The organism is Streptomyces sp. F001 (genome assembly GCF_004187715.1).
Taxonomy (GTDB): domain Bacteria; phylum Actinomycetota; class Actinomycetes; order Streptomycetales; family Streptomycetaceae; genus Streptomyces; species Streptomyces flavusporus.
Window position 1 is genome coordinate 105,500 of record NZ_QZWF01000006.1, and the last position, 23,784, is coordinate 129,283.

The following is a 23,784-nucleotide window of genomic DNA, read 5'->3' on the forward strand; positions in this document are numbered from 1 at the left end:
CGACGCGCAGGACCGGACCGGCCTGGCTCGGCTCGGTCCGCCGATCGCGCCCACCCCGCACCGCCGTACCGGAGAGTGCCGACCAGCCGGCCGCCGATCCAGACCTGGTGGCCCCGGTTCCGGATCTCAGGGCTGACCCTGATGTCCCGGGATCCGGGCCCGTTTACGGTTGTTCTCACCGGCACCGCTCCGGGAGACGGCAGGGAAACACGGGGGAGTACGGGGGAACTGCCGTCCCCGGAGCGGAGCGCCGGCCCGAGCCTGGCGAGGGGTCAGGCTCGCAGATACGTCAGCACGGCCATCACCCGGCGATGGTCCATGAGGTCGGCTTCGAGCTGCAGCTTGGTGAAGATGTTCCGTACGTGGGTCTCCACCGTCTTGCCGCCGATGACCAGTCGCTGCGCGATGGCCTCATTGGACCGTCCCTCGGCCATCAGGGCCAGCACCTCGCGCTCCCTCGCGGTGAGTTCGTCGAGCGGGTCCGCCGGCCGGGGGGCGTCCATCAGCCGGGCGACGACCTCCGGCTCCACGACGGTCCCGCCGTCAGCGACCCGCTTCAGCGCGTCGGCGAGTTCGTCGGCGTCGGCGACACGTTCCTTGAGGAGATAGCCGAATCCGTGCTGGTTCTGCAGGAGCGCCTGGACGGTGCCGACGGTCTCGACGTACTGGGACAGCAGCAGCACTCCGGTGCCGGGGTGGCGCTCACGGATGGCGGCCGCCGCTCGGATGCCCTCGTCGGTGTGTGTCGGGGGCATCCGGATGTCCAGCAGGACCACGTCCGGCCGGTGCTGGGCGACCAGGTCGAGCAGGGGGCCGGTGTCCCCGCAGTGCGCGGGCACCTCGAAGCCCTCGTCGGTGAGAAGACGTACGATCCCCTCCCGCAGAATCGCCGAATCCTCGGCCACGATCACACGCACGGCAGCTCCGCCCTGATCTTCGTCCCGCCGCCCGCGGGGCTGTGAATGTGCAGTACGCCGTCGACGGCGGCGAGCCGGTCCGCGAGGCCGAGCAGACCACTGCCGTGCCCCGTGTCGGCGCCGCCGACACCGTCGTCGACCGTCTCGATGACCAACTTGCCGTCGTGGTGCCGGGCGGAGACACTCACGGCCTTCGCCCGTGCGTGCTTGGCGGCGTTGGACAACGCCTCGCAGACGGTGAAGTAGGCGGTGGACTCGACGACCGGATCGTACCGTCGGGGTTCGGCGGCCACGACGACGGTCAGTTGGGCCTGCTCCGCCAGCGCCTTCAGCGCCGGACCGAGGCCCTCACGGGTGAGGACGGCCGGATGGATGCCGTGCGCGATGCCCCGCAGCTCCTCGAGCGCCAGCTTCAGACTGCTCTCGACCTCGGCGACCGAACGGCGCAGCGACTCGTCCGGATGGTCCGCGACCCCCCTGTCCAGGCGGCGCAGCGCCATCAGCGCGAAGACGATCCGGGCCTGGGCACCGTCGTGGAGGTCTCGCTCCAGCCGCTTGCGTTCGGTGTCGGCGGCCCGGACGATGCGCGAGGTCACTTCCTTGGCCTGGTTGCGCAGCCAGACGTTCTCCAGCGCCAGCCGCAGTGCCGCGGACACGGCCTCCAGCAGCTGCGGGTCCTCGGCGAGCGCCGGGTCGTGCCGCAGCAGTGCCAGCGCGGCGCCGCGCGAGGAGTCCACGCGGGTGCGTCCCGCGCCCTCCGGCCGCACGGGCCGGCCATCGCCGTCGAGATATGCGCCGCGCTCCTCGTTCCACAGGCCCAGTCTCAGCCCGGGGTCGCCGAGCACCCGGGCGAGCGCCTCGCGCAGCCGCACCGGATCCGGGTCGGCGCCGACCTCTATGACCAGGCCGCTCACCTCGGCGCGCTGCAGCTGCATCCGCAGCAGACCGGCGAGGAAGGCCAGTGGCACGGCGGCCTGTGCGAGGTCGGAGACCAGGTAGACACCGCTCTCCGCAGAGTCGCCGATCGCGGGGACCACGCGCAGCACCACGTGCGAGAGCAGGAAGGCGGTGGCTATGACGACGGCGATCCAGGCCGGTAGCAGCGCCCGCCGCCGCGCCACCGAGGCATGCCGCCAGCGCCTGACGAGCATCACCACCGCGGCCACGGTCAGAACCCAGCCCAGCGCCCGGTAGGCACCGTCGACGTAGTCGAAGAGTCCTGTGGTGCCGGGCACCAGCAGCAGATTCGGCCCGCAGCCGTGACAGTCCAGATAGGTGGCGTCCGAGGAGACGGCCGGGTCGAACATCATCGCCCTCAGCAGCCCGCCCACGACGACGAGCCCGTACGCGAAGAAGACCATGCGTCGCGTCAGCGCCGTGGTGAGACGCCCGTCGGGGAACGAGAGCAACAGATGCGCCAGGACGGCCATGTTGAGCGCCTCCCACCAGGCGCCCAGCGCGAACAGGGCGGGCACGTCGGTGCCCTGGAGATTGCCCAGGAACCAGGTGACGCCCTCGGCGACCAGCAGCGCACCCGTGCGGTTCGCGGGCCTGCGCCACCAGGCGATCAGGCCCGCGCCCGCATACGTCCAGCCGACGGCCAGATCCCGTGTCACGTCCCCGGCGGAACCGCCCGCCCTCGCATAGGCCCAACCGCCGATCGCTCCGGATAAAACGGCTGCCGCCGCTGCCCCGCCCAGCCGGAGACCCAGGGCATGCTTTCTCTCCCTCTTCACGGGCCACACCGTAGGCCATCGGGGTGATGCACGAGCCCGTCGGCACCGGGCAGGGGCAGGGAGTGAATGCTGCCGTGACACGACGATGTCCGCTCGGGCTGTTGGTCACGCCACAGCCCGGACAAACAAGAGACCCCTGGTGAACAGGGGTCTCAGCTGATGTCCGAGGGGGGAATCGACCACTGACGATACGGTCGTGGTGGCGCAAGCCAAGCTCTACCTCTGAGACCGCTGTCGGCGTACGCCAAGAATCGGCTAACTGGACTTCCGGGCCAACCCGGCGGCGATGAGACGCTCCCAGACGGTGAGCTCCCGTTCGCCGCTGCTGTGCCGCGGACTGTCAACCACGTCAGGACGCCACAGGGACGCGGGGACGATCCCGGGGTCGAGGATCTCCAGGCCATCCAGCAGGGATTCGATCTCCTCGTCGGTGCGCCACCGGCCGCGGCCGAAAGTCTGCTGGAGGACTCCCTCGGCCTCCGCTGTCTGCGGGTTGTTGCCGGAACGGAAGTGGCTGACGAAGAAGTAGCTCCCGGAGGGCACGCGGTCACGCCAGTAGCGGACGATCCCAGCCGGGTCTTCCTCGTCGTTGACGTGGTGAAGGATGGCGCTGAACATGACGGCGACGGGGCGATCGAAGTCGATCAGTTCCAGGGTGTCCGGGTGGGTACGGACGTCTTCGGGGTTGCGTACATCGGCCGGGACGACCCGAGTCTGGTCGTTTTCCTCCAGCAGTGCACGGCCGTGGACCAGCACTTGGGGGTCGATGTCGACGTACACGACCCGAGACTCCGGAGCGTGCCGTTGCGCGACCTGGTGGACGTTGTCGGCGGTCGGAAGACCACTGCCCAGGTCGATGAACTGCCGTACGTCGGTGGTCGTCACGATCTCCCGGACCGCCCGGGTCAGGGCTGCGCGGTTGGCGAAGGCGATTGCTACCGAACCAGGAAGGTCACGTTTGAATACGTCGCCGACCTCCCGGTCCACGGCGTAGTTGTCCTTGCCGCCGAGCAGGTAGTCGTAGACGCGGGCGATACTGGGCTTGGTGCGGTCGATAGGGGAGCCTTCATCCGTCATGGCGACCATCCTCCCCTGCAAAGTCGCCTGCTGACCATCACTTGGAATCCTTGAGCGAACAGTCTCAAGGTCTCGTCAGGCCCCCGGGCCACAGCTCCCAGCGACGGGTCGTCACTTCACCTCCCTGGAGAAACAGGCGGCTGCCCGGCGCAGGATTCCGCGCTCCAGCTGCCACTCCTTCTCCACTTTGAGCAGGCGGGCGTTCTCGGCCCGCAACCGAGCCAGTTCCTCAGCCGGACTCTGGCCGGGCCCGCCCACGCGATGCTCGGAAGCAGCGCAGCACGTTCCCCACCCGGTCCGTGATCGACGGATCTCCTGCTGAACTGGTCGGACGGCTGAGGGCTGCCCCTCGTCGTCCCGACTGGGCGCCCGCTCCGGACGATCTGGCGACCCTGCGGGAGGTCGGATGGGAGGGGCTGTCACGCGCGGAGGGCGACAACCTCAAAGGTGTCGCCCTCCGTACGCCTCGCCGAAACCGACGTGTCGGCAGCCCCTTCAGGACAGATAGCGCTCCACCTGTGACGCGGGACGCACGTGCGCCTCGTCGGGGTCGTGACCGGCCGCGATCCTCGCCCGACGCTGCCTGAGGAGATCCCAGCACTGGTCGAGTTCGATCTCCAGACGCGCCAGACGCGCGTGTTCGGTCGTCTGGTCGACGAGGTGAGCGGTGAGCCGATCGCGAAGGTCTCACTCCTCGCTGATCATCTCTGTGATGCGTCCGAGGATCTCCTTCTCGACAGCGGCGTCGTGTCCGGTCATTGGTCCCCTTCCTGGGATTGTCGGGGCGTCACTGGAGGTCAGTCGGCTGCGTGGACGGTGGAGGCGGTGTCGCCGTGTCGACTGTCGCGCATGCTGGCCGGGACCGGCATCAGTCAGATGACCACGGTCGCGGCCGCGGTCGCCTGTGCCGGCGGCCACGAACCCGAGAACACTCGCTCCAGGAATTGAAGAGCAGGTTCAGGGAGAACGTGTTCGTGACGGCGAGGTAGGCCAGGCGCAGCAGCACGGCTGACCATCATGTGCCAGACGCAGTAAGCAGCTGCAGGCCACTCTTATGGGGCGCCGAGGGTCGTAGTCGGGCCTTGTGGTCGAGCACCGTTGGCCCGAACGGCAGTCCACGGCGCAGCAGCTGATCGAACGTCTCGATGCCGATGCGAGGGTCGACCGTCACCACCTCGAAGAGGCGGCCGGCCAGCCGCATGTACGGCGCGCGGGGGTCGTCCGCCCAGGTGGCCCGGCACTCCGCCGGATCATCGGCCGCCGCGGAGAGCCACTCGACGCCCCTCCTGGTCATCCTCTATCTCACCACGGCATTCGACCGAAGCGCGCGGGAAGGCCTGTCGTGACCGGCGGCATTGCCGGTATCGCGGGTCTCGTCTACGGGTTCCGCTGGCGGTCCGTCACCCGCGATACGATCTCGCTTCTCTGGGAAGCGGCCCTCGCCTCTTCGGAGTCGAGGATGTCGTCGCCGTACAGGTCCTGCAGCCAGTTGATCTGGTAGATGGTGTCGAGGTAGCGCTCGCCGAGGTCCGGGGCGATGGCCACGGCCGTGAGGCCGCGTGCGTCGTGCCGGTCCAGCCAGTCCATTGCACCGCTGACCACGGTTCCCGTGGAGCCGCCGAACAGGAATCCGCGCCGGGCCAGCCGGTGGCAGGTGCGGATGGTGTCCGCCTCCTCGACGCGGATCACCTCATCCACGTACGACTCGTCGAGCAGCGGCGGGCGCATGCTCATGCCCAGGCCGGGGATCATCCGGCGACCGGGCGGGCCACCGAAGGCGACCGAGCCCACGACGTCCACGGCGACAATCCGCACCGGCCGGTGCCACTGCCGGAAGTAGCGTGCGCAGCCCATCAGGGTCCCGGTGGTGCCTGCTCCGATGAACAGCACGTCGAGGCGCGGGAATTCGCCGGCGATCTCCGGTGCCGTCGTGCGGTAGTGGGCCCGCCAGTTGCCCGCGTTGGTGTACTGGCTCAGCCACACGTACCGTCCGTCGGCCGCGCACAGACTACGGACGTAGTCGATGCGCTTGCCGAGGAATCCTCCGTTGGCGTCGCGGTCGGCGATGATGTGCACCTCGCTGCCCAGCGCCTCCATCAGGAGTCTGGTCGACAGGTTGCAGCGGGAGTCCGTCACGCACAGGAATCGGTATCCCTTGCTCGCGGCGATCACGCTGAGCGCCACGCCCAGGTTGCCGGACGAGGACTCTACGAGGATCGAGGCCGGCGTCAGGTTTCCGTCGCGCTCGGCGCTCTCCACCATCTCGGTCGCGGCCTTCAGCTTGATGGAGCCGGCGAAGTTGAAGCCCTCGCATTTCAGGTAGAGACGGTGTCCGAGAATCGGCTGCAGGTCAACGTAGAGCCGGCTTTCGTTGAAGGCGTGGGGAGTGGAAATGACGGGCACGGTGGGCCTCCTGTTGCCAGGGCTTAGGGATGTGGCTTCAGCCGTACCGGCGCAGGTCGTGGAAGAAGTCGTCGATGAGGCGGAGCTCCCCTGCCCGGGCTGCTTCGTCGTACACGTACGTGCCCACGGCGAGGTCGAGCACGCCAAGTCCGAACGGCGAGAAGATCACGGTCCGGTCGGCCGGCACGGTCAGCCGTCCGGTCATGACGTCGTCGAGGGTGCCGTCGAGGAAGTCGCGGTTGCCGGTGAGCTGCTCGGCCAGGTGGGGTGAGGTGTCGGCCTTCAGACAGTGGTCGACGTCGTCGACGATGTTGGCCGAGTCGAGCAGGATCTCCGGAGCGAGGTCGCGCAGGGACACGTGCAGGACCAGCGGGTGGTGGGTGAACCAGGCCGGGTCGGTGACGTGGGGCTCGGCGGCGACGGTGGCGAACACGACCAGGTCGCTGGAACGGATCAGTTCCTCGGCGGTGTCGTGGACCACGACCTGTGCGGTGGTGCCGGCCTGGCGCAGGTAGCCGGAGAAGCCGGCGGTGCTGTCGGCGGAGACGTCGTACACGCCGATCGTGTCGAACGTCCAGCCGGTGCCGGCCAAGAAGGTGTGGATGTAGCGGGCGATCAGACCCGTACCGAAGAATCCGACACGGGTGGGGCGGGACCGGGTGCGGCTGAGCCAGTCGGCCGCCAGCACGGCGGATGCCGCGGTCCTGGTCGCGCTGATGATGGAGCTCTCCAGGCAGGCGAAGGGGTAGCCCGTGTCATGGTCGTTGAGGATGAGGACCGCGGAGGCCCGGGGCAGGCCCGCCTGCACGTTGGCCGGGAAGCTGGAGATCCATTTCAGACCGTCCACGTGGACCGACCCGCCGATGGAGGCCGGCAGCGCGATGATGCGCGAGGTCGGGCGGTCGGGGAAGCGCAGGAAGTACGACGGGGGGTTGACCGAGTCCCCGGCGCCATGCAGCCGGTAGGCGGCCTCGACCAGCCCCACGATCTCCTTCTCGCGTCCGCTGAGTGCTTGCTGTACCTGCGCGCCGGAGATCACCGCGAAGGTCGGCGCCGAGGGTGCGTGGGAGGCGGCCCGCCCGGTGGCGGGTGACATCAGGTGGGTCATCGCCGGCTCGCCTCCGGCTGGGTGCCGCAGTCGGACAGGCGCCGGGGCTCGGCCATGGCGACCAGCACCTGGCGCTGTCCGACGTAGGCCTCTCTGCTGTGGGCGGTACGAATGTTGTCGACGAGCATCAGGTCGCCGGGCTGCCAGGGCTCGCGCCGGGTGTGCTCCTCGTAGGTGGTGTTGAGCAGGTGGACGATGTCCTCACTGATGGGAGTACCGTCGCCGAAGCGGGTGTTGAACGGCAGTCCGTCCTCGCCGTAGACGTCCACCAGGTATTCGCGCACCTCGGGGGCGAGCGTCCACTCGTTGAGGAACGCGATCTGGTTGAACCAGCAGCGCCGGCCGGTGAGCGGGTGCCGTACGACGGCACTTCGGCGCTGGCGGGTGTGCAAGGAACCGTCGGGCTGCCAGGTGAAGTCGATGGCTTGGGCGCGGCAGTAGCGCTCGATGGCGGCGTGGTCGTCGGTGCCGAACGACTCCGTCAGGGAGGCCCCGATCTCGTCGTTGTAGCTGCGGGTCAGCAGCCAGCCCTCGCGCTCGAACTGGTCGCTGAGCTCGGTGGGCAGGGCCTGGAGCACCTGTTCCGCATCGGCCACCGCCGTCGCGCCGCCCTGGCTGGGCGCGGTCAGGCACGCGAACAGCATCAGGCCGGGCACCTCCAGCGTGTAGCTGAGTTCGTGGTGCATGCACATCGGCTGGCTGGCCGGCCAGGTGGCCGAGGAGTACACCCTGGGGCCGTAGCTCTGACGGGGGGCGAATGCCTCCCTCTCCGTCATGAGACTGTCGGACAGGCCCGCGAAGACGGCACCGACCTGATCCGCATCCCGCAGGTCCAGGCCGCGGACGAGCAGCACGCCGTGCTCGGCGACGTGTGCGCGCAGCGCGTCGCGGTACTGAACTGCCCAACTCGTCGCATCGCCGGGAGGCTTGGCATGCAGGACCGGAGGCCGGTCCGGCCGCAGCTCCATGTCGGGCAGGGACGCCAGGGGTGTGGACGACATCTCGGTTTCCTTTCGGTTGCCCCGCTGAAGGCTCTGGGAGGCTGAGGAGAAGGCCGCTCGTTCGAGGCTCACGAGGAGGCCAGTGGTTCGGTGGCGCCAAGGACGGCCCGTGCGGCTTCGACCGGACGGGTGCGCAGGAAGTAGTGGCCGCCGTCGGCGAGTTCGTGCAGGTCCACGTGGTCGGCCAGGAGCTGCCAGTCGCGGTGGCGGTCGGCGAATCCGGCCGTGTTCGGGTCATCGGCGGCGACGACCACGGTTACCGGCGCGGACAGCTTCACCGGCGACGGGGTCTCCAGGGCGTCGGCGAAATAGCGGTGGGCGGACCCGCAGTCGTGCCGGTAGGCGGCACCGACGTGCTCGGCGTGCTCGGCGTTCAGCTCAGCGAGTTCCGTGTAGCCGCTGTCGCCGGTGAGTCGGGCGGCGATCTCGGCGTTGCTGCGGCGTGTCAGCTCGGCGAGTTCGGCGCGCCGGTCGGCGGCGGTGCCGAGCAGCTGTGCGGCGAGGAACACCCGCGGGACATCCACGCCGAGCTCCTGCAGCTTCCTGGCCGTCGCCACGGCCGGCGCGGCGCCTGACGAATGGCCCCAGATCATGACCCTGGTCAGGCCCTGTTCGGTGATCTCGGCGGCGACCTGCTGCGCCACCTGCTCGATGGTGGCGAACGGCTCGCCCCGGGCGGCCAGGTCGTGACCGGGCAGATCGACGGCGTACACCGCGGGCCCACTGCCCGCCAAGGCGCCCGCCATCGGCCGGTAGTTGACCGCGTTGCCGCCTGCGGAGGGGAAGCACACCAGTGCGCAGTCCGGCGCGCCGCCCGTCTTCCCCGACAGCGGCTGAAGCAGCTCCGGGCGTTGCCGGGAGGTGCCGTCGAGGAGCGCGGCCAGGTCGGCCAGGACCGGGTGCCTGGTGATGTCCTTCAGGGAAACGGCGCGGTCCAGGGCGATGGTGAGCTTCACCGCCGTGAGGGAGGTGCCACCGGAGTCGAAGAAGTGGTCCTTCCGGCCGACCTGCTGTTCGGGGACGCCCAGCAGCTCGGCCCAGGTGGCCGCCAGCTTCCGCTCGGTCGGGGTGATCGGGGCGCGGTCGTGGTCCTTACCGGTGTCGTTCTCCGTGGGTGCCGCCGTCTGTTCGGCCAGTGTGGTCAGGGCCATCCTGTCGATCTTGCCGTTGGCGGTCAGCGGCAGGCTGGGCTGCCAGTGGAAGGCTGAGGGGATCATGTAGGCGGGCAGTACGGCACCCAGCGCCTCGCGCAGGACGTCCGTCTCCTGGCGCTCGCCCGTGTAGAAGGCGATCAGGTGCTTGCTGTGGCCGACCCGCTCGGCGATGACGACCGCGGCGTCCCGCAACCCGTCCACCCGCAGCAAGGTGTTCTCGATCTCGCCGATTTCGATGCGGAATCCGCGGATCTTGACCTGGTTGTCCCGGCGGCCGAGGAACTCCAGCCTGCCGCCCGGGTGCCAGCGCCCCCAGTCGCCGCCCAGATAGAGCCGTTCACCCGGCCGGTACGGGTCCTCGCGATAGGCCTCACGGGTCCGTTCGGGATCGTTGATGTATCCGCGCCCCACGCAGACACCGGAGAACGCGATCAGCCCCGGGGCACCGAGCGGCACCAGTGACAGATGCTCGTCGACGACGTACACGCGCACGTTGTTGATCGCGCGCCCCAGCAGTACGCGTTCGGGCACCGTGTCCATGACCTCGTGGTTGGTGTCGTCCGAAGTCTCGGTCAGTCCGTAGGCGTTGACGAGCTTGATGCCCGGCTGGATCGCGAACCAGCGCTGGACCAGCTCCCGCTTGAGCGCCTCACCGGTGACCGACACGCAGCGCAGGTCCGGCAGTTCGCGGGGATGCTTCTCCAGATACGAGACCACGACCTCCAGATAGGAGGGCACAACCTGGACGACACCGGCCCGGCCGCGGACGATCGTGTCGAGGAACTGCTCCACGTCGACGGCCGACTCCTGCCCGACGAGCAGGGTCTGCCCGCCCACCAGCAGCGCGGACACCAGCTGCCACAGCGAGATGTCGAAGCACTGCGGGGCCGTCTGGGCCACCACGCGCCTTTCGGTGATCCCCAAGTCATCGATCTTGGCGAAGAGATGGTTGAGCATGCCCGCGTGCTCGCACATCGCTCCCTTCGGCTCGCCGGTGGAACCGGAGGTGAAGTAGATGTAGGCCAGCTGATCGGCGGCGACCTCGACCCCGACGTCAGTGTCGGCGTGCTGCTGTGCGTACGCCTCCTCGATCAGCAGCTCCCCGGCTTCCGGCAGGGTGGCCAGGGCCTGGTCGAGGGTGTGGGTGCTGCCGGATTCCGTCAGCACCAGCTGGCAGCCTGCGCGCGACAGCATTGCCGCGATACGGCCGACTGGGAAGTGCGGCTCGATCGGCAGGTACACGCCGCCCGCCTTGAATACCGCCAACGTCGCGGCCAGCCAGTCGAGGTTGCGTTCGGTGACGACCGCGACCACGTCTTCCCGGCCCAGCCCCCGCTCCAGCAACGCCCGCGCCAACCGGTTCGCGCGCGCGTTGAGTTCCCCGTACGTCCATGAACGGTCGCCGTGCACCGCCGCCACCCGGTCCGGGTGGGCCTGTACGCGCTGCTCGAACAGCTCGTGCGCCCGCGCGTCCGGCAGCAGCCGGCGGGGCCCGGCCAGCCCTTCGAACTGCTCGCCCACCTCGTCGGCCGACAGCAGGCTCTGCCGCGTGTGTTCGGCGTCGATGCCGGCCGCCATCAACCGCAGTGCGGCCAGGTGATAGCCGCCGATGCGGGCTGCGCACTCGGCGTCCAGTACCTGCTTGCGATAGCGCAGCCGCATCACCAACCGGCCGCCACGGTCGTACCAGCCCACCCCCAGCGCGGTGTCGCCGATCAGCCCGCCGTCGGTCCCCGCCGGATCGCACACGACCTCGTACGACGGCCCGACCACGCCCAGTTCCCGACGCAGTTCGTCCACGGGGAACTGCCGGTGCGCGAGCAGCTCCGTCTCGACGCGCCAGGCGCTCGACACCAGGGCGCTCCAGGACCCGGGGGCGACGGTCAGCCGGCACGGCAGCGGGCCGCTTCGAGCCCCGGCGACGTACCCCGTCACGACCTCCTGCTCACCGGACAACGCAGCCAGCACCTTGGCATGCGCGGCCAACAACACCGCGCTGAGCGGCACTTCGAGCTCCCGCAGCAGCCCGCGTATCGCGTCCGTCACGTGGTCCGGCACTGCCGCCTCGTACTCGGCCACTCCCGTCACCGGCTCCCGGACCCACCGTGGCACCGCGGTGAAACCACCAGCGGTCAGTACACGGCTCCAGAACTCCCGGTCCGTATTCAGGCACGTTCCCATCGAATGGCCTTCCTCAGCTCAGCGTCGTTGCAACGCCGTCGGCCGAGGACCTTGGCGTTGCCGTTGCCGCGCCGATACCAAGAGGGTGATCGGGGGCATCCGGCATGTCGGCGGCGGGGTTTCCGCCCCACCGTGCGTTCGGGGGGACCTCCTCGCCTTTCATGAGAAAGGAATCGGGTGCCAGCACGGCGCCGTCACCCATCGTCACGCCGTAATGCACATGGGCGGAGACGCCGAGGGTGCAGCCGGCACCGAGCGTGCTGCCGTCGGACTTGAAGGTGCCGTCCTCCTGGGAGTGGCACTGGATTTTGCTCCCGGCGTTGAGCGTGCATTCGTCCCCGATGGTGGTGAGCGTCCGCTCCGTCAGATAGCAGCCGTCGTCGAACACCCTGCTGCCGATGCGCACGCCCAGCATCCGCCAGATCAGGCTTTTGAAGGGGGTCCCGTTGTAGATGTTGAGGTGCTCGTCCGGAACCTTCCACAGGCGCTCGTGCCACCAGAAGTACGGGTCGTAGATGGAGCACAACCGGGGGCGCAGGGCACGGAATGACGCGATGCAGCGTTCCAGCAGGATGTAGTAAAGGGTGGAGAAGCCGAGCGTATACGCCAGATATGTGGCGATCACCACGTGCCCAAGCACGCCGTACAGGTCGATGGAGGCGAGCGCGAGCATCGTGAGCGCAAAGGTGTGCAGCCACCGCACGAACAGCATGAAGGCCATCGAGCGGAGGTTGTAGCGGTTCTTCGCGGCGAGCTGGCGGCGCAGCCTCTCCCCGGTCCTGAGGTCGTCGAACCGTAAATCGCGCTCGACCGACCGCGGAATCTCGAAGCAGGGCGAACCCAGGAGCCCTACACCTTTGCGGACTTCACCATCAAGGGGAACCATGACCTTCGTCGCCAGCAGGCAGTTGTCACCCGTCCTGGCACCCACAGGGTAAACGATGTTGTTGCCGAGGAAGTTGTGCGATCCGATCGACGCCCGAGATACCCGGAAGGACGTGCTGGAGTATTCCGCGTTCATGATGGACAGCCCGTCGGCTACCATCGTTCTCCTGCCGACCGACACCAAATAGGGGCTCTCGTGTTGCACTTCGGTGCCGAAGTTCGACCCGGTCTGCTCGACCCGCGACAAATCGTAGCCGAGACCCTTCAGGTAGTACACGATGTAGGAACTGTCACCGAACAGCCACGCGAAGAACTTGATGTTCGTCATGCGCGCAATGGCCCGGTGTACCGAGTAGTGGAATCCGTAAAGCGGATACACCTTGTCGGGCTTGATGACCAGGTTCAGCAGACGCGGAACGGTGCACAGCATGACGAGGCCTGCGACGACGAATCCGAAGAACAGTACGAGCGACAACACCAGCGCGTCACTGATCAGTTGCCCCGACGCGAGTCCGGCCGTGTCCGGCCCAAATTGCTTGCTGATGGCGGGAACTTCTGTGAACAGCATGTACGTTCCGCCGAGGGACAGCGGTATGTACAGGAAGAGCAGCTGAAGCAGGGTGATCAGGCCGAACCAGGCCCGGCGGAGGGTGCCGCATCGCGTCGGCGCCACCCTCACGTAGTCGATCTCCGTGGGCTGCGCCGGGGACCCGTGCCAGTGCTCGCCGTCCGGGACCGCCTGGCCGCGGTACAGGGCGGACGAGTGGCCGAGCTGTGTTCCGTCGCCCATCCGCGTGTCGATGTCCAGGACGGTCTTCTCGCCGATGAACACGTCGCGGCCGAGCGTGACCGGGCCGGTCTGGATGCGCCCGGCGTGTGCCCGGTAGCAGAGGAGGAACGAGTCCTTGCGGATCACCGTGCCGGCTCCGATCGTGAGCAAGTCGGTGCAGACCGGGAGGGAGTGGGAGAGGATCGTGACTCCCTTGCCGATACGCGCGCCGAGTGCCCGGAGATACAGTGGGTACAGGGGATTGCCCACGAACAAGAGCACCGGATTGGCGTGGAGCAGTACCTTGACGAGCCAGAAACGCAGGTAGGTCAGACTCCAGACCGGGAAATCGCACGGTTTCCAGCGGCCGATGAGAATCCATTTGGCGACGACCGGGAACATGCACAGCCCTACGAAGCCGACGCCCCCGAAGACAAGGGACCGCAGATAGATATCGGCCGCGCTTGATCCCGCGGCGATCCACTCGTAGCCCCGGGCGGCCACCGTTCCCGCGGCAAAGGAATACCCCAAGAACATCAACAGCTGGAAGATTCCGCAGAGAACGTATTTCAGCTGGCTCGTCGACGTCACCGGCGACGGTGACGTCACGTGGGAGGGCGACTTCGGGAGGGAGCAGTCGGCGGAGGCGGGAGTCGTTGCCGCGAGAGCTGCCGCCAGACTTCGGATCGTGGGGTGCCGGTATATGTCCTTCATGGACGCTGACGGCAGCTCCGGTCTCTGCCTGAGCTTTGCACAGAATTGGGCCATGATCAAGGAGTTGGCACCCAAGTCGTCGAAGAAGTGCCTGTCGACCGGAACATGGTCAACGCATGTGACGGCGGCCAGGACTTGAGCGAGTTCCCTCTCGGTGTCCGTACTCGTCTCGGTTTCCGTGTTCACCGGGCCGGAGCCGTCGGTACGCGGCTCGATACCGGCTTTCTCCGGCCCGGCTATATCGACGCCGGAAGACTCCTCCACCGTGCGACCTCCTTGAAGACGCTTCGACAACGTGTTGCCACGAATGACCAGTCCGGTGTCCTCGCGCTCCGGGAAAAGCTCGACCGTGCGATCGGAAACCACGAGGGTGCATTCTTTCCTGATCACGGACCGCGGGTTCAGTTTCAGTCGACTACCGACAGGTTGCCACTCCGAACGGATCGCAACGTAAGACGGAACCGCTCGATGGGCCCTGTCTCCCATGGTTTCTCCAGACGGCTGGGGTGAGCGACGGTTCACCCATACGGCCGCCCTCGGCCACGATCATGACTGCCGGCCCGGCCTCACCGCCGGCGCGAAGGTGAGGGAGCCAGGCGTCGAGATCGGCGTCAGGGTCCTCGCAGAGCAGGACCAACTTCGGCGTACCGTCCGGCACCGCCGACCAGGTCAGCGGTGGCGAGACGTCATCGCCCTCCCCGCTGTGGCGCCGAGGGATCGCCGCTTGGTCGTCGAACGCCACGCTCCCGAGCTCAATTCCGGTCATACGCGCGGTCCTACCGGAACAGCATGGCCGGCACCGGCCCAGGCGGGCCAAACACCCCGTTTGGCCGAGTACGCCGACCAGCGCACCGGGAACCCGTAAGACGGACCTGATACGGAGCACGAGATGCCGACGAGAATCCTGCTCGAGGGACGCCCCGGCTCGGGCAAAACGACCCTTGTTCGCCGATTGGCCGCCCTTCTGCGCACCCGTAGGGCTGTCGGCTTCACCACGGAGGAGATCCGGCACGGCGGTACCCGGAGCGGTTTCGCGCTGGAAACGCTGGAGGGCGGTCAGCGAGCCGTGCTCGCCCATGTCGACTTCCCGGGTCCACCGCGGGTGGGCCGGTACGGCGTCGACCTGGGCGTCATGGAGCGGCTCGCACTGCCGCCACTCAGGTCAGCGGCAGCGCGAGCCGCTCCTGGAGATCTCGTGCTGATCGACGAGCTCGGGCGTATGGAGCTGGCGTGCACCGCGTTCCAGGACGCGGTCCGGTGCCTGTTCGAGTCCGACATCGACGTCGTCGCCACAGTCCACGCGCACAGCGACCCGTTCACCGACGCCCTCAAGCAGCGCCCTGACATCACACTCGTCCAAGTGACCCGGGCCAATCGGGAGGCCCTCCCCGAGGAACTGGCGGCCCGGCTTGAGGGGCCATGACGACCGTCACCTCAGCACAGCCGTGGCTCCACCAGAGTTGCTCATCGGGCCGGTCCCGCCAGTCGCACCAGAGTTGCGCATCGGCCGACCGCACCAGTCGTCGGAAGAAGAGCGCTGACTTCATCGCCAATCGGCCCCGACCGGCATTGCGCCTGCCGAGAATGTGATCCATGCAGCTCAGGGGCTTGTTCGGTGCTGCGGCAGGATGAGCACTCGTGGTTCGTCTCGCCTACCCGGACATCACCAACGCGTTCGCCGCGCTGCGGCTGCTACCGGTGAGCGACCGCGACAAGGAGGCGGAGATTCTCGCCCTGCGCCGGCAAATCATGGTCCTTGAGCGGCAGCTTGGTGCGCACCGGGTTGCCGGCGCGGCGGGCGTCGCGGACGTTGCTGGTCGGGCAGGGCGATCAGCGACAGGTCCATCCCCTCGCGCTGCTCGCCCGTCCGCAGCAGCGGCTCGACCACGCACCGGGTGGGCCAGCCCGGCCGGCGCTCGATCGTCAGGAGCCGGCCGACGGTGTCCGGGTCGAAGTCGCCGAAGGTGAACGGCGCGAACTCCATAACCAGGTCACCGGGCTGGGGATGGTCCATGCGGTCGCGAAGCTGGGCCACCACCGGGGCCGGGTTACCGAGGTGGGTGGCCGCCCACAAGGCGCGGCCCACCTGGGCGATGTGCTCCACCAGCTTCTCGACTGTGGGCTTCTCCGGCGGCGTCATGCTCACGCCCCTCCTCCCGTGCGAGCACCCCGCCGGGGCGGGCAACCGGACCAGGCAGACCGGCTGGGGGGAGGACAGTGGGGCCGCCCGCAGCCTACACACGCCGCGTACTGCCGTGCACGGACTGTCCACGGGTTGGTCTTGGGACGGCGACACCCGCGATGTCCGGATGTGACACCCCGGCTGACGGGCGCGCTGTAGTGGGTGTGGACCGATGACCGCGGTCCCGCGAGGCCCGCCTCCTCCCTCATCAGCGGGCACTCGCGCAAGGGGCGGGCAGGCCCTCATCCCCCCGAGGTCTGCCTGCCCGGGCGCGCAGTTCGCCCGCCGCTCGGCCCCGATCGGTCCGGCACCGAACCCAGCCCCTGTGCCGGACCGGTCGGTGCCGGACGGCGGAGCGTCTGTACGCTGAGCACACCCCGGCGCAAGTGCATTCATATCGCAACAATTCAGGCGCCAGGACGATGAGTTGTCCTCGGGGGCAAGGATGGTGATCGTGCTCATAGCGGATCGGTACCAGCTCAACCACCCGGTGGGGCGCGGCGCGATCGGCGAGATCTGGCACGCCACCGACCAGGTCCTGAACCAGCCGGTCGCCGTGAAACTCCTGCAGCCCGGCCAGACCGACCAGGTGGCGGCCACCGACGCCGAACGCTTCCGCCTGGAAGCCCAGACCGCGGCCCGCCTCAACCACCCCAACCTGGTCGGCGTCTACGACTTCGGTTCCCACGACGACCGGCTCTACCTGGTCATGGAACTCGTCGACGGCCGGCCCCTGGCCCAGGAACGTGCACGGCAAAGCGTCCTGCCTCCGGACGAGGCCGCCGGCATCGCAGCGCAGATGGCCGCGGGCCTGGCCGCCGCCCACCGTCACCAGGTGATCCACCGCGACATCAAGCCCGGCAACGTGATGCGCACCACCGACGGCACTGTAAAGATCACCGACTTCGGCATCGCCGCTTCGCCGATGACGCCGCCAGCACCCTGACCGCCACCGGCAAGATCGTCGGCTCCGCCGCCTACCTGGCGCCCGAGCGAGGCCTGGGCCACCCCGCCCAGCCCGCCTCCGACGTCTACTCCCTTGGCTGCGTGCTGTACGAACTGCTCACCGGACGACCACCCTTCCCCGGCACGGCCGCTGTGGCCGTGGTCAAGCAGCACATCGGTGCCGCCCCGATCCCGCCCACCAGTTGCGTCCGGAGATCCCGCACCCGCTCGCCGACTACGTGCTGCGCCTGCTGGCCAAGACCCGGCACAGCGCCCCACCGCTGAGCAGGCCGCTGCCTGGTTGGCCGGCACGCAGGGCCGGCGGGAGCCGATCGGCCCCCTGCCAGGAGACGAACCCGGCGCCGTGCTCCCGCGACACCCACGCCGACCGAGCGGCCCGGCGACTCCTCGGACCACGCGAGGCAAGCACCCGCCGCAGGATGTCGCCCCGGGCGATCCTCGCCCTGGCCGGCCTCGCCCTGTTCGCCACGGCTGTCGCCGTCGGCACCTCCCTGACCTCCGGCGACAACCACCCCACCACACCGGCCCCCGGCACCACCCCGCCCTCCTCCGTACCCGCTCCTGGGTCCGAGGTGCCGTCACCCACGCCCTCCGCCTTCACCGATGCGCCCACGCTGGACGACCGGCAGGGAGAGGAGGAGCGCGAGCAGGCAGAACAAGAGCAGAAGAAGGAAGAACAGGAGGAACCGGAGAAGAAGGGCAACGACTGAAACCCCGCCCACCGCGTGGACGGCCCTGCCGCACGGGGGATTGCGGCAGGGCCTTGCAGGTAGCGTACGCCGGGAGGCATCACAAAGGTGCGATCGTGCGTGGCGCTGACCGCCATGACCGTATGCCGGTTTTGGCAGCTCAAGGCTCACCAGTTGAATTAGCGATCCGTAGCGATCCTGCGGCAGACTGTCACATGCACGCCCGGCGCCCAGGCGACGTCGGGCACCCTCCTCGGTCCCATAGCTGTGCAGGCTGGGCCGACCAGCGTCCGGAGGGACGTGCCACGCGGGCCGATCGCCTTGGCGACCGATACCAGGGCACGAAGGCAATTGGCTCACATCCCTGAGCAACACTGGGATCACTAAGCCAGTCAGAGACGCTACGGCTCAGCGGTCCGCCGGATGCAGGACGACGCGCCCGCGGATGTCCCGCGGACGCACCAATGCCCTGGGGTCCCTTACGGGCGGAGTCAGGAGGCGAGGCCGGCCTTGAGGGCGGCGGCAACCTGAACAACGCGCTCGGCCTGGTGGCGGGCGGCGTTGCGGGTCTGGTCACCGATGGGGTTGTTGCCCTGGGCGTCGACGTGGGACGTGCCGTAGGGGTTGCCGTCGACGAACTTGACCGGGTCGGTGTAGCCGGGGCTGACGATCAGGCCACCGAAGTGGTGGATGGAGTTGTACAGGGCGAGCAGAGTGGACTCCTGACCGCCGTGAGTGGTGGCAGTGGTCACGAAGCCGCTGTACACCTTGTTGGCCAGCTTGCCCTGGAACCAGAGGCCGCCGAGGGTGTCGATGAACTGCTTCAGTTGCGAGGAGATGTTGCCGAAGCGGGTCGGCGTACCGAAGATCACGGCGTCCGCCCACTCGATGTCGTCCGGGGTCGCCTCGGGGATGCCGGCGCTCGCGGCCGCGTGAGCGGCCCAGGCCTCGTTGGAGGCGATGGCGGCCTCCGGAGCGAGCTCGGCAGCCTTCAGCAGGCGGACCTCGGCGCCGGCCTTCTCGGCGGCGTCGTTGATCTCCTTGGCGATCTCGGCGCTGAAGCCGGTGGAGGAGTAGTAGACAATGGCGAGCTTGACGGGTGCGGCCATGGTTGCAGTCTCCGTTGCGTTGGTGTCGTTGTTGCGAGTGCGGCTGAATATGCCCATGAGGTTTGCGCCTTGTGGGGTTGCGCCTATGCGGATGCGGACGATGATTTAACGCTCAACATCACCGTCGGTCGCATAGTACAACATTCAACGATGTGCGCGCCGGACCGCCACATCGTCCGGCCGCGCCTGAAGCGAGCCCCCGGAGTCCAGCCGGGCCCGGTCGGCCAGAACCTGCTCGCCGGCACTCTCCGCCCACCCCGCAGCGGGCGATGCTGCCCGGTCGGCATGACTCTGCCCGGCCCCGTCCACCGAGGCCGGCACCTCGTCGACGATCGGCCTCCTCCGCAACTCGTCCACGCGACGACAAGCGATGAGCTCGCACCGTTCCAGCAGCCCCACCTCCGACGGCACCCACGACCTCCGCAGGAGTGACAACGCGACAGGCCGCCACCCCCAACAGCAGCCACTCACCGGACCCAATGTCTCGGGTCGGCATCGGAGTCGCGGAGGAAGTGCAGAGATCCAGCGACTTCGTCCACCAACCATCCCTCCGCGTTGGTTGAACATGAAACGATGCGGCAACACGCTCCGCCTCAAGAGGACGACGTCATGACTTTCCCGTTCGGTCGAAAGCACAAGAAGGCCGGCGCTGCGGCCCTGCTCCCAACGCTCCCCCGTGGCGCAGGAGTTCTTAGTTGTGAGGTCCTGGACCCGATAGGCATGCCGCTGCACGGCGCGACGATCACAGTGACCGACGGCGCCACCCGCTCCGTGACGGTAACCTCCACCACCGATCCATTCGGACGGTTTGTCACCATGCTGCCGTCCGGTGAATATGCGGTCCTGGTGACGGCCGACGCCCTGGAGCCGGTCCGTGTGACCTTCGCGGTGGCCGCCGGGTCGCGCTGCGACTTGGGTCAGATCCGTCTGAACCCCTCCCCGGTCAAGCAGCTTCCAGTGCCCGGGAGTTGGGTGTTCGACCCGCCGCACACCGCCATCCGCTTTGTCGCGCAGCACGTGGGCATGGCGCATGTGCACGGCCGCTTCACCCGTTTCGACGGTGACATCAAGATCGGTGAGGACATGGAGGACTCCTACGTCGAGGTCTCCATCGACGCGGCCAGTATCTCCACCGGCAACAGAACCAGGGACAACCACCTGCGTTCGGCTGACTTCCTCGACGTGAGCAGTTACCCGTACATGCACTTCGCCAGCGAGGCCTTCGTGCACCGGCACGGCGCCAAGTGGACAGTGCAGGGTGTGTTGACCATGCATGGCGTCAGCCGTTCCGTACAGCTGGACACCACCTACCTGGGCATGGTCAACGGAGGCTACGAGCAGGAGTTGCGTTGCGCTGCTCTGGCCACTGCCGAGTTGCACCGGGAGGACTTCACTCTCAACTGGCGCTCGATGCTGGCTCGTGGCATCGCCGTAGTGGGGCCGCGGATCAAGTTGGAACTGGATCTCCAGGCGATGTTCCAAGGCCCGGACACCCCGACGCCGCCGCAATAAGGCCTTGGTGTGGCTCGGCCATTCCGTGTGGCGCTGACGAGTCACCCACGACCATCCGGCGGCGACATGATGGATCGGTAGGGACTCACCCTCCTGGGTTGTCCCCGGACACCCGGGCGGGCGAGCGGTCACACTGTGGCCGCACCGGAGCCGGGTGGCGCGTGAGGTGACGTGCCGGTGAGCCGTGTCGCACTGCTGGTGACCTTGGCAGCGGCTTGACGTGGGGCCAGGCGCAGACCGGCATCCGAGGATCATGCTTCGCCGCCGACCATCGGGTCCAAGCCGACGCCACTGTGCACGGACAACAGCGTGGACAGCTGGGCGACGCCGACATCCAGCGCGATGCCGTTGCCGGTGGCGAGCATCATGGGCCCGCCGGGTCGGCGCCGCTCCGGAGCCTCGTGCTGTCCTCGGTTTCGTGAACTCCGGAGCGGCGGTTCCTGGGGATCAGCGCTCGAGGACGAGGACGAGGCCCTGCCCGACGCCGATGCACAGGCGGTCTCAGACGCTGAGCGTGTCGCCGTTGCAGCTAGTAGATTGTCGCAACTTAGTTTTGCTGTGCGGTTGGGTAGAGGTGGCGCAGTTTCACGCGGGCGTCGTCGGTGGTGAAGTGCCAGTCGACTTGGCGCTGGTCGCTGTTGGTCTGCTGCTGCCAGGCGGCGAGTTCGGCGTTGAGCACGGCGAGGTCGTCGATGCGGCGGTCCAGGCACTGGCGGGTGAGCGCGGAGAGCTCGATCTCGGCGATGTTGAGCCAGGATCCGTGTTTGGGGGTGTGGTGGATCTCCAGGCGCTGTGCCAGCGCGAAGGCTTTCCCCGGGTCGAACGCCTCATAGAGCGAGGCGATGGTGTGGGTGTTGAGGTTGTCCATCACCAGCACGACCGTGGCGGCGTCGGGATAGTCCACGGTCAGCAGGTGTTCGACCTGGCGCGCCCAGTCGACCTTGGTCCGGCGGGGCTGGGCATCCACGCGTCGCCATCCGCGCAGCGGTTCAACCCAGCAGAAGATCGAGCAGGTCCCCGAGCGGACGTACTCGTTGTCCTCGCGGCGGTCACGGCCGGGCCGCGGGGGAAGCGGATCGCGGACGTGGCCGAGCAGCTGGTACGGCTTCTCGTCCATGCACACCACCGGGCGCGCCGGGTCGCAGGGGCGGCGGTAAACCGCCAGGACGTCTTCCATCGCCGCGGCGAAGGCCGCATTCGCGGAGGGCGGGATGGTCCAGCACTTCTTCAGGTGAGGACGAAGTTCCGTTTTTTTAACACCCGGCCGATCGTGGAGTGGTCCAGGTTCGGGATGTCCTCGATCAGCGCGACGTGCTTCTCCAGCAGGCGCAGCGACCACCGGGCATGTCCCTTGGGCGGCGTCGAGCAGGCCAGCGCGATCAGCCGGGCTTCGACCTCGCCGGTCACCGGGGAGGGCACCGGCGGGCATGCGCGTTCCTTCCGGCCGACCGTGGCCCACACATCGCCGCCGGTCTCCGCGTACCGCTTCGAGATCAGGCGGACCGACTCGCACGAGACCCCGACCCGTGCCGCGATCACCGCCCGCGGATCGACCTCGCCGACCGACCTGTCCAACGCGAGCAGCACCCGAGCCCGCCTGATCATCGACGCGCTGCGGACCCCCGTCGTGGTCACCCGCACCAACGCCTGACGATCCTCAGCACTCAAGGCAACCGGATACTTCTTCTGTGACGACATGGCACCCCCGCCCGGCCGAAGTGAAGCGGCGAGGGGAGACTGCCCGACCGTCAACTCCACCAATCAGAGCCATACTTAGCAGCGACAATCTACTAGTGTCCTGCGCCGCAAATCACACGGGTAAGTTGCTACTCTTTTCGGGTGTCGCATCCGGGGCCTTCTGCAGTGTCGATCACGTTGTCTGAGGACGAGCGTGCCGAGTTGGTGCGCCGGGCCGCCGGCCCCGACCGGCGTGCGGCTGAGCGGGCCCGGATCATTCTCGCGTGCGCTGACGGCATGTCGAATGCCGTCGTAGGACGTCGAGCTGCTCACGTTGCGCCACGAGAACGCGGTGTTGCGCCGTCAGCTCGGTGTCCGGACGCTGTAGGTGTCAGAAACCTCGTCCACGCTGGTCAGGCCGCGCAGAGGCTCTGCCGCGCGACCCCGCCAATCAAGCGTGGCGTTGGAGGTCTCACTGGGTAATTGCCGGTCGGCTCCGACCTTCGCCAGGATCATCCGATGCTGCTGCGACTGCCCCACCCGGCCCTGACAAGTATGTTCGCCCTCATACGGCTCCTGTCGATGAGCGACCGTGACAAGGATGCCGAGATCCTGGCACTGCGCCACCAACTCGCCGTGCAGAGGTAGATCGACAAACCGACGCTCACCTGGCCAGATTGCGTAGCAGCACGTAGATACCGGGCACCATGGGGACTTCGCTGTTCGGCAACTCGGCGAAGCGAACGAATCCGCAGAACCCGCGCTCTGTCAGCATCGTCTGCGTCAGCCGTGATGTGGGCCCCATGCACCGCATGGTCCCACGCGGGGTCACGAGCCTGGCTGGGTTCTTGCCGGTGTGATTCGCCGACTGTGCAATGCGCGTCAGCCCAACTGCGGCCAGGCACAGGGTCCTATGGATTGACAGGTCCATGCCCCTTGTCTAGCTTCCTCTGGGCCGCGGTGCCGCACCGCCCCGCGCCCCCAGGAGGATGCACATGGTCGCATCGTTCGTCACTCATCGCGCCCTCGACGGCGGGACGTACCGCCTGGAGGGCGACCTCGATCTGCGGGCGCCGTGCACCTCGGCCGTCGAGGTGGTCGTCGGTGGGCGGCTGGTCGAGTTCACCGCCGGGCCGGCCACGTTAGGCGACGATGTCGCCTCTTCCCTGAGCCTCGGGGCGCCCGATTCCGAGCTCACGTTCCAGAAGGGCACGCTGCGTGTCTACGAGTCGATCGAGCGCGAGCCGCGCTCGGGGCTCGTGGAGCGGCCGCTGCTCGTCGTATGGCGCGGCGAGCGCCACGCACTCGTGACCCGCTTGTACGGCCTGAGCGTGACCGAAGTGCTCGGGCTGCTGCGGTCGGTGGGCATCGCCGAGAGCGAGTACGGGCTCACTCTCCAGCCCAGGCGGTCGGCCGGGAGCGCCTTCACGCAGCCCGCGACGGTGATCAAAGAAGTGCCCGACCTCGGCCTGCTCGAGCTGTCGCGGCGGACGAAGGAACACTCCGCTCAGCTTCCGCCCTGGAAGGGGGTGGCGGTGGCGTCCGGCGAGCTGTTCCGCGACACGCTCTCCGACGGCAGCCCGTTCTTCGTGCTCTCCTCCACCGAGATCTGGGCGACGGTGGTGCCACTGGCGTCGACGTCCGTCGAGCGGGTGCCCGAGGCCGTCGGGCGGCTCAAGCTGCGGCTCACCGGGTGACCCGGCG

The 23,784-nt window shown here is 68.2% G+C and carries 22 protein-coding genes and 3 pseudogenes; 7 read left to right on the forward strand and 18 right to left on the reverse strand.

Translation table 11 applies throughout. From position 1 onward, the window contains the following. Positions 1-272 precede the first annotated feature (272 nt). The 12 genes and pseudogenes from StrepF001_RS23360 to StrepF001_RS48205 form a co-directional block, all read right to left on the reverse strand. Positions 273-911, reverse strand: a complete 639-nt coding sequence (locus StrepF001_RS23360; RefSeq protein ID WP_129800386.1) for a response regulator transcription factor — start codon at positions 909-911, stop codon at positions 273-275. Then, positions 908-2,533, reverse strand: a complete 1,626-nt coding sequence (locus tag StrepF001_RS23365) for a histidine kinase (protein WP_240797647.1) — start codon at positions 2,531-2,533, stop codon at positions 908-910. Before StrepF001_RS23365 ends, StrepF001_RS23360 begins: the two co-directional genes overlap by 4 nt. Positions 2,534-2,908: 375 nt before the next feature. Beyond that, positions 2,909-3,730, reverse strand: coding sequence for an SAM-dependent methyltransferase (locus StrepF001_RS23370; protein WP_129800188.1), 822 nt, complete (start codon positions 3,728-3,730; stop codon positions 2,909-2,911). Between the two features lie 94 nt (positions 3,731-3,824). Next, positions 3,825-3,970, reverse strand: a pseudogene (locus StrepF001_RS48200) (IS3 family transposase); the annotation flags it as partial. Between the two features lie 255 nt (positions 3,971-4,225). Further along, positions 4,226-4,489 (reverse strand): annotated as a pseudogene (locus StrepF001_RS23375) (DUF2630 family protein). 256 nt (positions 4,490-4,745) lie between these two features. Continuing rightward, positions 4,746-5,024 carry a hypothetical protein gene (locus StrepF001_RS23380; RefSeq protein WP_129800189.1) on the reverse strand — a complete coding sequence of 93 codons (279 nt, stop codon included), beginning with the start codon at positions 5,022-5,024 and terminating at the stop codon, positions 4,746-4,748. 83 nt (positions 5,025-5,107) lie between these two features. Beyond that, positions 5,108-6,133: a 2,3-diaminopropionate biosynthesis protein SbnA gene (gene sbnA, locus StrepF001_RS23385; RefSeq protein WP_129800190.1), complete on the reverse strand. Its 1,026-nt coding sequence runs from the start codon at positions 6,131-6,133 to the stop codon at positions 5,108-5,110. Positions 6,134-6,170: 37 nt separating this feature from the next. After that, positions 6,171-7,241: a 2,3-diaminopropionate biosynthesis protein SbnB gene (sbnB, locus tag StrepF001_RS23390; RefSeq protein WP_129800191.1), complete on the reverse strand. Its 1,071-nt coding sequence runs from the start codon at positions 7,239-7,241 to the stop codon at positions 6,171-6,173. After that, positions 7,238-8,242, reverse strand: coding sequence for a TauD/TfdA family dioxygenase (locus StrepF001_RS23395; RefSeq protein WP_129800192.1), 1,005 nt, complete (start codon positions 8,240-8,242; stop codon positions 7,238-7,240). Before StrepF001_RS23395 ends, sbnB begins: the two co-directional genes overlap by 4 nt. Positions 8,243-8,310: 68 nt before the next feature. Next, on the reverse strand, positions 8,311-11,577 hold the full coding sequence (locus StrepF001_RS23400; protein ID WP_129800193.1) for a non-ribosomal peptide synthetase: 3,267 nt from the start codon (positions 11,575-11,577) through the stop codon (positions 8,311-8,313). Between the two features lie 13 nt (positions 11,578-11,590). Beyond that, positions 11,591-14,131: a Pls/PosA family non-ribosomal peptide synthetase gene (locus StrepF001_RS23405; RefSeq protein WP_240797665.1), complete on the reverse strand. Its 2,541-nt coding sequence runs from the start codon at positions 14,129-14,131 to the stop codon at positions 11,591-11,593. 421 nt (positions 14,132-14,552) lie between these two features. After that, a pseudogene (locus StrepF001_RS48205) lies at positions 14,553-14,711 on the reverse strand (YbhB/YbcL family Raf kinase inhibitor-like protein); the annotation flags it as partial. A 123-nt stretch (positions 14,712-14,834) separates the two neighbouring features. Here StrepF001_RS48205 and StrepF001_RS23415 point away from each other — a divergent pair. Then, positions 14,835-15,368 (forward strand): NTPase, encoded by a 534-nt coding sequence (locus StrepF001_RS23415; protein ID WP_129800196.1) that lies wholly within the window; start codon positions 14,835-14,837, stop codon positions 15,366-15,368. 324 nt (positions 15,369-15,692) lie between these two features. Here the strand turns inward: StrepF001_RS23415 and StrepF001_RS45700 are convergent, their stop codons facing one another. Continuing rightward, positions 15,693-16,091 carry a hypothetical protein gene (locus tag StrepF001_RS45700; RefSeq protein WP_165396343.1) on the reverse strand — a complete coding sequence of 133 codons (399 nt, stop codon included), beginning with the start codon at positions 16,089-16,091 and terminating at the stop codon, positions 15,693-15,695. A gap of 490 nt (positions 16,092-16,581) precedes the next feature. Between StrepF001_RS45700 and StrepF001_RS49565 the strand changes: the two genes are divergently transcribed. Genes StrepF001_RS49565 through StrepF001_RS48215 form a run of 3 tightly spaced genes read left to right on the forward strand, consistent with a single transcriptional unit; the run spans position 16,582 to position 17,803 of the window. Next, a complete protein-coding gene (locus StrepF001_RS49565; RefSeq protein WP_276322834.1) occupies positions 16,582-17,073 on the forward strand; it encodes a serine/threonine-protein kinase in 492 nt (163 codons plus the stop codon). A gap of 53 nt (positions 17,074-17,126) precedes the next feature. After that, complete coding sequence (locus tag StrepF001_RS49570) at positions 17,127-17,357, forward strand: hypothetical protein (RefSeq protein ID WP_276322839.1); 231 nt, start codon at positions 17,127-17,129, stop codon at positions 17,355-17,357. After that, positions 17,276-17,803 carry a hypothetical protein gene (locus StrepF001_RS48215; RefSeq protein ID WP_240797671.1) on the forward strand — a complete coding sequence of 176 codons (528 nt, stop codon included), beginning with the start codon at positions 17,276-17,278 and terminating at the stop codon, positions 17,801-17,803. The genes StrepF001_RS49570 and StrepF001_RS48215 overlap by 82 nt, the downstream gene beginning before the upstream one ends. A 470-nt stretch (positions 17,804-18,273) precedes the next feature. On the opposite strand, the gene wrbA is transcribed toward StrepF001_RS48215, so the two are convergent. Next, complete coding sequence (gene wrbA / locus StrepF001_RS23430; RefSeq protein ID WP_129800197.1) at positions 18,274-18,891, reverse strand: NAD(P)H:quinone oxidoreductase; 618 nt, start codon at positions 18,889-18,891, stop codon at positions 18,274-18,276. A gap of 144 nt (positions 18,892-19,035) precedes the next feature. Then, the gene (locus tag StrepF001_RS23435; RefSeq protein ID WP_129800198.1) at positions 19,036-19,302 is read right to left on the reverse strand and encodes a hypothetical protein; all 267 of its coding nucleotides are present in this window, start codon (positions 19,300-19,302) and stop codon (positions 19,036-19,038) included. Between the two features lie 198 nt (positions 19,303-19,500). Here StrepF001_RS23435 and StrepF001_RS23440 point away from each other — a divergent pair, with 198 nt between their 5' ends. Further along, the gene (locus StrepF001_RS23440) at positions 19,501-20,403 is read left to right on the forward strand and encodes a YceI family protein (protein WP_129800199.1); all 903 of its coding nucleotides are present in this window, start codon (positions 19,501-19,503) and stop codon (positions 20,401-20,403) included. Positions 20,404-20,950: 547 nt separating this feature from the next. On the opposite strand, the gene StrepF001_RS23445 is transcribed toward StrepF001_RS23440, so the two are convergent. After that, positions 20,951-21,742 (reverse strand): IS630 family transposase, encoded by a 792-nt coding sequence (locus StrepF001_RS23445; RefSeq protein ID WP_206306758.1) that lies wholly within the window; start codon positions 21,740-21,742, stop codon positions 20,951-20,953. After that, positions 21,631-22,071, reverse strand: coding sequence for a helix-turn-helix domain-containing protein (locus StrepF001_RS46500; protein WP_206306759.1), 441 nt, complete (start codon positions 22,069-22,071; stop codon positions 21,631-21,633). The genes StrepF001_RS23445 and StrepF001_RS46500 overlap by 112 nt, the downstream gene beginning before the upstream one ends. Before the next feature lie 528 nt (positions 22,072-22,599). Here StrepF001_RS46500 and StrepF001_RS49575 point away from each other — a divergent pair. Next, complete coding sequence (locus tag StrepF001_RS49575; protein WP_276322835.1) at positions 22,600-22,728, forward strand: hypothetical protein; 129 nt, start codon at positions 22,600-22,602, stop codon at positions 22,726-22,728. 16 nt (positions 22,729-22,744) lie between these two features. Here StrepF001_RS49575 and StrepF001_RS45705 read toward each other — a convergent pair whose 3' ends face one another. Beyond that, entirely contained in the window at positions 22,745-22,885 is a 141-nt protein-coding gene (locus StrepF001_RS45705) for a hypothetical protein (protein WP_165396344.1), read from the reverse strand. 190 nt (positions 22,886-23,075) lie between these two features. On the opposite strand from StrepF001_RS45705, the gene StrepF001_RS23455 reads away from it, so the two are divergent. Next, on the forward strand, positions 23,076-23,777 hold the full coding sequence (locus tag StrepF001_RS23455; RefSeq protein WP_129800200.1) for a hypothetical protein: 702 nt from the start codon (positions 23,076-23,078) through the stop codon (positions 23,775-23,777). Positions 23,778-23,784: the final 7 nt, after the last annotated feature.

Bases quoted from the DNA above. Each gene is read 5' to 3' on its own strand.
- StrepF001_RS23400 (WP_129800193.1), bottom strand. From the start codon at position 11,577: ATGGGAACGTGCCTGAATACGGACCGGGAGTTCTGGAGCCGTGTACTG.
- StrepF001_RS23415 (WP_129800196.1), top strand. From the start codon at position 14,835: ATGCCGACGAGAATCCTGCTCGAGGGACGCCCCGGCTCGGGCAAAACG.
- StrepF001_RS23440 (WP_129800199.1), top strand. From the start codon at position 19,501: ATGACTTTCCCGTTCGGTCGAAAGCACAAGAAGGCCGGCGCTGCGGCC.
- StrepF001_RS23370 (WP_129800188.1), bottom strand. From the start codon at position 3,730: ATGACGGATGAAGGCTCCCCTATCGACCGCACCAAGCCCAGTATCGCC.
- wrbA (WP_129800197.1), bottom strand. From the start codon at position 18,891: ATGGCCGCACCCGTCAAGCTCGCCATTGTCTACTACTCCTCCACCGGC.
- StrepF001_RS23395 (WP_129800192.1), bottom strand. From the start codon at position 8,242: ATGTCGTCCACACCCCTGGCGTCCCTGCCCGACATGGAGCTGCGGCCG.
- StrepF001_RS23380 (WP_129800189.1), bottom strand. From the start codon at position 5,024: ATGACCAGGAGGGGCGTCGAGTGGCTCTCCGCGGCGGCCGATGATCCG.
- StrepF001_RS23455 (WP_129800200.1), top strand. From the start codon at position 23,076: ATGGTCGCATCGTTCGTCACTCATCGCGCCCTCGACGGCGGGACGTAC.
- StrepF001_RS45705 (WP_165396344.1), bottom strand. From the start codon at position 22,885: ATGGGGCCCACATCACGGCTGACGCAGACGATGCTGACAGAGCGCGGG.
- sbnB (WP_129800191.1), bottom strand. From the start codon at position 7,241: ATGACCCACCTGATGTCACCCGCCACCGGGCGGGCCGCCTCCCACGCA.
- StrepF001_RS49575 (WP_276322835.1), top strand. From the start codon at position 22,600: ATGCTGCTGCGACTGCCCCACCCGGCCCTGACAAGTATGTTCGCCCTC.